The sequence below is a fragment of the Verminephrobacter aporrectodeae subsp. tuberculatae At4 genome, assembly GCF_000193225.1.
Classification (GTDB): domain Bacteria; phylum Pseudomonadota; class Gammaproteobacteria; order Burkholderiales; family Burkholderiaceae_C; genus Acidovorax; species Acidovorax aporrectodeae.
Genome location: NZ_AFAL01000696.1, coordinates 1 through 8,016 on the forward strand (window position 1 = coordinate 1; position 8,016 = coordinate 8,016).

General features: G+C 67.7%; 6 protein-coding genes and 1 pseudogene. 3 read left to right on the forward strand and 4 right to left on the reverse strand.

Going from position 1 to position 8,016, the window contains the following annotated elements:
* On the forward strand, window positions 1–701 hold a 701-nt coding region (locus VTU_RS0119555), incomplete at its 5' end, for an FAD-dependent oxidoreductase (protein WP_010107700.1).
* 49 nt (window positions 702–750) lie between these two features.
* A pseudogene (locus tag VTU_RS28800) lies at window positions 751–1,628 on the forward strand (MBL fold metallo-hydrolase).
* Between the two features lie 97 nt (window positions 1,629–1,725).
* On the opposite strand, the gene VTU_RS0119565 reads toward VTU_RS28800, so the two are convergent.
* Genes VTU_RS0119565 through VTU_RS0119575 form a run of 3 tightly spaced genes read right to left on the reverse strand, consistent with a single transcriptional unit; the run spans window position 1,726 to window position 6,391 of the window.
* Window positions 1,726–2,649 carry a dimethyl sulfoxide reductase anchor subunit family protein gene (locus VTU_RS0119565; RefSeq protein WP_010107706.1) on the reverse strand — a complete coding sequence of 308 codons (924 nt, stop codon included), beginning with the start codon at window positions 2,647–2,649 and terminating at the stop codon, window positions 1,726–1,728.
* Window positions 2,646–3,446, reverse strand: coding sequence for a 4Fe-4S dicluster domain-containing protein (locus VTU_RS0119570; RefSeq protein WP_010107707.1), 801 nt, complete (start codon window positions 3,444–3,446; stop codon window positions 2,646–2,648). Before VTU_RS0119570 ends, VTU_RS0119565 begins: the two co-directional genes overlap by 4 nt.
* Entirely contained in the window at window positions 3,443–6,391 is a 2,949-nt protein-coding gene (locus VTU_RS0119575; protein ID WP_010107709.1) for a molybdopterin oxidoreductase family protein, read from the reverse strand. The genes VTU_RS0119570 and VTU_RS0119575 overlap by 4 nt, the downstream gene beginning before the upstream one ends.
* Window positions 6,392–6,474: 83 nt before the next feature.
* On the opposite strand from VTU_RS0119575, the gene VTU_RS0119580 reads away from it, so the two are divergent.
* The gene (locus tag VTU_RS0119580) at window positions 6,475–7,398 is read left to right on the forward strand and encodes a LysR family transcriptional regulator (RefSeq protein ID WP_010107710.1); all 924 of its coding nucleotides are present in this window, start codon (window positions 6,475–6,477) and stop codon (window positions 7,396–7,398) included.
* Window positions 7,399–7,424: 26 nt separating this feature from the next.
* Here the strand turns inward: VTU_RS0119580 and VTU_RS0119585 are convergent.
* A partial coding sequence (locus VTU_RS0119585; RefSeq protein WP_010107711.1) for a phosphate acyltransferase occupies window positions 7,425–8,016 on the reverse strand: 592 nt, incomplete at its 5' end.

Genomic DNA, 8,016 nt, shown 5'->3' on the forward strand with positions numbered 1-8,016 from the left:
TTGCCGGCGCCCTGCACATGCCCGCCGACGCGTCCGGCGACAGCCACAAGTTTGCCGGCCAGTTGGCCGCCCATCTCGCGCAGCACGGCGTGTCGTTCCGGTACGCAACGCGCATCGACGCGCTGGAACAGGAGAAGGGGGCGATCAGCCGGGTGCACACTGCGTACGGGGCGATGCAGGCGGACGCCTACGTGGTGGCCCTTGGCAGCTACGCGCCCTTGCTGCTGGCACCGCTGGGATTGAAGCTGCCGGTCTACCCGCTCAAAGGCTATTCGGTCACCCTTCCCGTGACCGACCCGGGCCAGGTGCCCACCCTGTCCGTGATGGACGAGCACAACAAGGTGATGATCTCGCGCCTGGGCAACCGGCTCCGCGCCGCCGGCATGGCCGAGTTGGCCGGCTACGGCCTCGCGCTCGACCCGGCGCGCAAGGACCTGTTGTTGCGCGTAGTGCGCAGTTGGTTTCCCGAAGGGCTGGACTGGGAGCACGTGTCCTTTTGGGCCGGACTGCGGCCGATGACCCCGGACGGTCCGCCGATCCTCGGCAAGGCCCGCTGGTCAAATCTGTTCCTCAACAGCGGCCACGGCTCGAACGGCTGGACGCAGGCGTGCGGGACGGCCAAGATCGTCTCCGACCTGGTCTGCGGGCGCACGCCGGAGATCGACATGCAGGGATTGACGGTGCAGCGTTTCGGCGGCTGAGCCGGCGCCGCAGTCCTGCGCTTTCACCGGGCATCTTGAAGAAGTCACCATGAGCCTGTCCGTGCATTCCTTTTTCGATGCGACCACGGCGACGTTTTCCCATGTGATCGACGACGGAGCCGGCGCCTGCGCGGTCATCGACCCGGTGCTGGGTTTCGACCCGCAGTCCGGTTGCACCGATGCGCGCCCGGTCGAGCTTGTCGCCGCGCACATTCAGGCACAAGGCCTGCGCGTGCAATGGCTGCTCGAGACGCACGTGCATGCGGACCACCTGTCCGGCGCGCCCTGGCTGCAAGGGCGCTTTGGCGGCATGCTGGCAATCGGCGCACGCGTCACCGAAGTGCAGCGCGCATTCCGCGATGTCTTCAACGCACAGGACATGGCCGTGGACGGATCGCAGTTCGACCGCTTGTTCGCCGACGGCGACGCCTTCGCCATCGGCCGGTTGCAGGCGCAGGCACTGCACGTGCCCGGCCACACGCCGGCTGACATGGCGTATCGCATCGCCGATCCCGCGGGGGGCCCGGTGCGGTGTTCGTCGGCGATACCTTGTTCATGCCCGACCTGGGAACTGCGCGCTGCGATTTCCCGGGTGGCGATGCGCCCACCTTGTTTCGCTCGATTCGCCGCCTGCTCGCGCTGCCGCCGGAGACGCTGCTCCACGTCTGCCACGATTACCCGCCCGCAGGGCGCGAGGCCATGGGCAGCACCACGGTCGCGCAGCAGCGCGCGGGCAATATCCATGCGCGCGACGGCGTGTCCGAAGCCGATTTCGTCGCACTGCGCGAGACGCGCGACGCCACGCTGGCGCTGCCGGCGCTGATGCTGCCGTCGGTGCAGGTGAATATGCGCGCCGGCCGTCTGCCGCCGCCCGAGGCGAATGGCATTGCCTATCTGAAGATTCCCGTTGATCGGCCAAGGGATTGACGGAGAAGATCTGCTTTGCAGTGGTCAAGCTTGGCCGCAACGCATGATGGACATGTTGCTGGCAGCGCATCGAGGCTGCGAACGGCCCACTGCCCGCTCAGGAAACCACCTGGTAGTACAGGTTCTGCGGGTGCTTTGCCTGGGCGAAGAAGAACCAGCGGTCCGCCACCAGGCCCGGCACCTGCACCAGAAGCGCCAGCACGAAGGCCAGGCCCGAGGCCGCCATGACACCCCACAGCAGCAAGGCCGTGGGCAGCGCGAAGCCCAGCACGATCAGGGCGAGCTTCACGTTCTTCAGGGCCAGCAGGCCCGCGTGATGGAAGAACTCGCGCGTGTTGAACGAGCCCGCCGACATGCCCATCGACTGCTGCACAAGGTTCGGCGCGCGGATGCCGGTGGCCGTCTGCAGGGTGGATTTGTGTTTCAGCGAGGCGTTGCGGCGCAACGCCAGGGTGCGGGTGATCCATGCGATCACGGTCACGGCCAGCGCCGCCGGGCCAGTCACCCGCAGCAGCTGCGGCTGGCTCCACGGCACGGCCAGCGCGCTCGCCAGGATCAGCCCCGACGAGAGGCCGATCAGCGTGAAGTTGACCAGCGTCAGCGGCTGCGCCCATTCCTGGATGAAGCGCAGGCAGGCGTAGATCATGGCGGTGCAATACCAGAGCAGCAACGCCACGACGATGGCCGCCAGCGGCAGCAGCGCACCGTCGATGCCATTGCGCAAGGCCAGCCACCACAGCGCGACGATGGCGATGAAGGTCGGCAGCACGATCACCTCGCGCGACAGCCAGGAGGTGCGCCACATCATCGCGGCGCGCCACGCGCGTTCCGGGCGGCCCAGGTGGCCGAAGGACGCACCCAGGCCAATGAGCAGCATCGCCTCGGCCACGATCAGCGCGATGCTGATGAACGACGGCCCGACGGCCATCCCCGCCAGGCGCGCAAGCGCGAGCACCACGACGAGGCCTTGCGCGGCCCCGGCGATGGTGGTGAAGATGACGACGGAAAACGCCGGGTTCATCGCGCGCCTTCCACGATTGGCTGCACCTTCGAGCTGCCGCCGGCCACGTCGGTCACGCGGCGCGGCAGGTACTGGTTGGCCGGGCGGGTTTCCCACTCCGGCATCAGCGAATAGCCGCCGCGCTCGCGGATCGCGATGGACGCCTCGGAATTCGGGTCCTTCACGTCGCCGAAGATGCGCGCGCCGGTCGGGCAGGCTTTCACGCAGGCGGGCTTGCGGTCTTCCCGGGGCAGCTTCTCGTCGTAGATGCGGTCGACGCACAGCGTGCACTTGGTCATCACCTGCCGCTCTTCGTCCAGTTCCCGCGCGCCGTACGGGCAGGCCCATGCACAGTACTTGCAGCCGATGCACTTGTCGTAGTCGACCAGCACGATGCCGTCTTCCTTGCGCTTGTAGCTCGCGCCCGTCGGGCACACGGGCACGCAGGGCGGGTCTTCGCAATGCAGGCAGCTTTTGGGGAAGTGGATGGTTTCGGTGAGCGGGTACGCGCCAGCCTCGTAGGTCTGCACGCGATTGAAGAAGGTGCCGGTCGGGTCGGCGCCGTAGGGCTTCTCGTCGGCCAGCGGCCCCGCGCTGCCGGAGGTGTTCCATTGCTTGCACGAGGTGACGCAGGCATGGCAGCCCACGCACACGTTCAGGTCGATCACCAGCGCGAGCTGCTTGGCCAGCGTTTCGCCCGGATCGGTCCGCACGCTGACCTTGCCTTCGCGCGAGACCGACACCGGCCGCACGCCCTCTTCCACCAGCGACAGCTGCTGCGGCGCGCCCGTCAGCAGGTCCTTGAGCCACTGCATCATTTGCGGCGTCCTCCGGCGAAGTAGGTCAGCACGCTCGCGGCCTTGCCGATCACGCCCGGCGGGCTGGGCATGCTCGCGATCTGCGGGAAGCTTTCCTTGGGCTCCTGCGGGTCGGCGGGCCGAATGCGCACGCGCACGTCGTACCAGCCGGCCTGGCCGGTGATGGGGTCGGAGTTGCTGATGGTCGTGCCGCCGTGCACATTCGCGAAAGGCAGTTCCTCGGTGATCAGGTGGTTCAGCAGGAAGCCCTTGCGCGCTTCGTCGGACCCGGGCGCCAGTTGCCAGGCACCGTCGGCCTTGCCGATGGCGTTCCATGTCCAGACCGTGCCAGGCTCGACCGTTTCGCTGTAGCGCAGCATGCAGCGCACCCTGCCCCACTGGCTCTCGACCCAGCACCAGCCGCCGTCCTCGATGCCCGCGCCCCGGGCGGTAATGGGGTTCACGTGCAGGTAGTTGTGGCTGTGGATCTGGCGCAGCCATGCGTTCTGCGAATCCCACGAGTGGTACATCGCCATCGGCCGCTGCGTCAGCGCGTTGAGCGGATAGGCCTTGCGGTCGGTCACGCCGTCTTCGAGCGACGGATACCAGAAGGGCAGCGGATCAAAGTAGGTGTCGATGCGCTCGCGCAGTGCCTCGGGCGGCTGGCGCCCCTGCGTCTTGCCCTGCGCGGCCAGGCGAAAGCTCTGCAGCGTGTCCGAATACAGCGCCAGCTGCACCGGATCGTTGCGCTGACGCCAGCCCTTGTCCTTGGCGAAGTCCAGGTACTCCCGGTTCCAATTGCGCATGTAGTGCATGGTCTCGGGCATGTGGTGCTGGAACACGCAGTTGTTCTGCGCGTAGGCCTCCCACTGCTTCGGATTCGGCTCGCCCTTCAGATGCTCCGTGCCGTCCTTGCCGCGCCAGCCCATCAGAAAGCCGATGCCCGGCTGCGGCTGGAAGTTGACGACGAAATCCGGGTAGTCGCTGAATTTGCGCCCGCCCTCGGGCGTGGTGAAGGCCGGGAATTTGAGGCGCGACGCCAGCTCGATCAGCACTTCCTGGAAGGGCTTGCACTGGCCGGTGGGCTCGAGCACCGGAATGCGCACCGAATCCACCGGCCCGTCGAACTCGGAGATCGGCCGGTCGAGCATGCCCATCACGTCGTGGCGTTCGAGGTAGGTGGTGTCGGGCAGCACCAGGTCGGCAAAGGCCACCGTCTCGCTCTGGAAGGCGTCGCACACCACAAGAAAGGGAAGCATGTACTCCCCCTTCGCGTCCTTGCGGTTGAGCATCTCGCGCACGCCCATCGTGTTCATGCTCGAGTTCCACGCCATGTTGGCCATGAAGATCAGCAGCGTGTCGATGCGGTACGGGTCGCCCCTGACCGCGTTGGTGATCACGTTGTGCATCAGCCCGTGCGCCGACAGCGGGTGCTCCCACGAATAGGCGTGGTCGATGCGGATCGGCGAGCCGTCGGGGTTGATCGCCAGCTCGTCCGGATTCGCCGGAAAGCCCAGCGGCGCAGCGTTGAGCGGCGTGTCCGGCCGGATCATCTCGGGCGAGTTGAAGGCCCGGTAGTTCGGCACGATGTGGCGCGGGTACGGCGCCTTGTGGCGAAAGCCCCCCGGCGCGTCGATGGTGCCCAGCACGCTCATCAGCACGGCCAGCGCGCGGATGGTCTGAAAGCCGTTGGAATGCGCCGCCAGCCCGCGCATCGCGTGGAAGGCCACCGGTCGGCCCTGCGTGCTCGGGTGCACCTTGCCCCAGGCGTCGGTCCAGGGAATCGGCATCTCGAAGGCCTGGTGCAGCGCCGTCTCGCCCATCTCGCAGGCCAGCTTGCGGATGCGCCCGGCGTCGATGCCGGTGATGGCCGCCGCCCACTGCGGCGTGCAGTCGGCCACGCGCTCGCGCAGCAACTGGAAGGATGGCGCGACGCGCGTGCCGTCGGCCAGCGTGTAATGGCCTTCCAGCGCGGGGTCGCAGCCTTCGCCGATGCCTTCGGGGTACGCCGCCTTCACGGTGCCGTCGGCGCGGTCCCAGATCAGCTTGTTGTGCGGATGGCGGCCATCGCCCGGCGGGCCGCGTTCGGGGTCGGGATCGAAGGCGAACAGCCCCTCGCGCGCGCCCTCGTCCAGCACCACGAGTTGCGGCGCGTTGGTGAAGCGCTTGAGAAAGGCGTGGTCGATCAGGTCGCTGCCGATCAACGCGTGCAGCAGCGCCATGAAGAGCGCGCCGTCGGTGCCGGGCTTGATGGGAATCCACTCGTCGGCGATGGCCGAGTAGCCGGTGCGCACCGGGTTGATCGAGATGAAACGCCCGCCATCGCGCTTGAACTTGCTGATGGCGATCTTCATCGGGTTGCTGTGATGGTCCTCGGCCGTGCCGATCATCACGAACAGCTTGGCGCGCTCCAGGTCAGGCCCGCCGAATTCCCAGAAGCTGCCGCCGATGGTGTAGATCATGCCTGCGGCCATGTTCACCGAGCAGAAGCCGCCGTGCGCCGCATAGTTGGGCGTGCCGAACTGGCGCGCGAACAGGCCGGTGAGCGCCTGCATCTGGTCACGCCCCGTGAACAGCGCGAATTTCTTGGGGTCGGTCGAACGGATCCTGCCCAGGCGCTCCGTCAGGATCTCGAAGGTGCGCTCCCAGCTGATCGGCTCGAACCCACCGGCGCCGCGTTCGCAGCCCGGCTTGCGCAGCAGCGGCTGCGTGATGCGTGCCGGCGACACCTGCTTCATGATCCCCGACGAGCCCTTCGCGCAGATCACGCCCTTGTTCAGTGGGTGCTCGGGGTTGCCGTCGATGTAGCGCACCTGCGGGCCGTTCTCGCCCTCGCGCAGATGCACGCGGATGCCGCAGCGGCAGGCGCACATGTAGCAGGTGGTGGTCTTGACCGTTGTCTCGTCGGTCGGCGTCGGGGCCTCGAGTGGGTCGTGAATCGGCTCGCGCGAGAGGAACTTGAACACGGGCGGTCCTTCGGTTCTTTTTTATGGGGCGCGCCCATCCTAGGGATTTCTATCAAACAAAAAAGCGGAGAATATTTCTCATCATGACCCAAAAAATCGATCACCTGCCGGACGCGCGCCTGCGCCTGAATCTGCTCCAGCTCGAAGTCTTCGTAGCCACCGCCCGCGAGGGCTCCACCCGCGCGGCCGCGGCGCGGGTCGCACGGTCGCAGTCCGCCGCCAGCGCCGCGCTGGCCGAGCTGGAGGCCGTGCTGGGCGTAAACCTGTTCGACCGCGTCGGCCGGCGGCTGCTGCTCAACGAGAACGGCCACGCCTTGCGCGCCAAGGCCGGCGCGCTGCTGGAGCACGCCGCAGAGATCGAGTCGCTGTTTGCCAGCGAGCACCCGGCGCCGCTGCGCATGGCGGCCAGCTTCACCATCGGCGAATACCTGCTGCCTGACCTGGTGGCCGGCTGGAAGGACGCGAACCCCGACAGCCAAGTTCAGCTGCAGATCGGCAACACCACGCAGGCCATCGAGGCCGTGGCGGGCTTCGACGTTGACCTGGGTTTCATCGAAGGCTCGCAGACGCGTCCGGACCTGACGACGCAAGGCTGGCTCAGCGACGAGCTGGCGATCGTGTCGTCACCGACGCACCCGCTCGCGGGGCAGGTCGCAGGGCTGCGCCAGCTGCGCGAAGCCGACTGGGTGCTGCGCGAGCGCGGCTCGGGCACGCGCGAGGCCGCCGACCGCTGGCTGCTGGAGCACCTCGGCCGCCTGAACGTCGGCTTCGAGCTGGGCAGCACGGAGGCCATCAAGCAGTTCGTCGCGCGCGGCGTGGGCCTGGGATGCGTGTCACGCTATGTCGTGGCCGAGGCCATCGCGCAAGGCTGGTTGGTCGAGGTGCGCACCCGACTGCCCAAGGCGCTGCGGCACCTGGCCATCGTCACGCATCGCGACAAGCACCTGGGGCGCAGCGCGCTGGCCTTCATCGACCACTGCATGCAAGCGGCGCGCCAAGCCCACTGAATGCGCTGTCGCGCGGATTCGAAGGGTCAGCGCGCGCGCGGCATCGCCAGCACGGCCAGGGCCACCGACGCGATCCGCGCCAGCAGCGAATCCGAGCGCGACGTCAGCACGATGGGCACGCGCGCGCCCAGCACCAGACCCGCGCACTCGCCGCCGCCGACGTAGTTGAAGCTCTTGTAGAGCATGTTGCCGGCATTCAGATCGGGCACGACCAGCAGGTCCGCATCGCCGCTGACTTGCGATTCCATCTTCTTGATGCGCGCGGCCTTGGCGCAGATGGCGTTGTCGAAACCGCAGGGGCCTTCGACGAGTGCGCCGGGCCATGCGCCCGCCTTCGCCGCATCCACCAGGGCCTGCGCATCCAGCGTTGCCGGAATCGCCGGGTTGACCCACTCCACCGCCGCCAGGATGCCGACCTTGGGCTGCGCGATGCCCAGCCGCTGAAGCAGGCCGACCGCATTGCCGAGGATTTCGTGCTTGGTCCTCAGGTCCGGCGCAATGTTGACCACGCAGTCCGCCAGGCCCAGCAGCTTGGGATAGCGCGGCAGGTCGAACAGGAAGACGTGGCTGATGCGGCGCGCGCCGCGCAGGCCGGTTTCGCGGTCAACCACGGCGGAC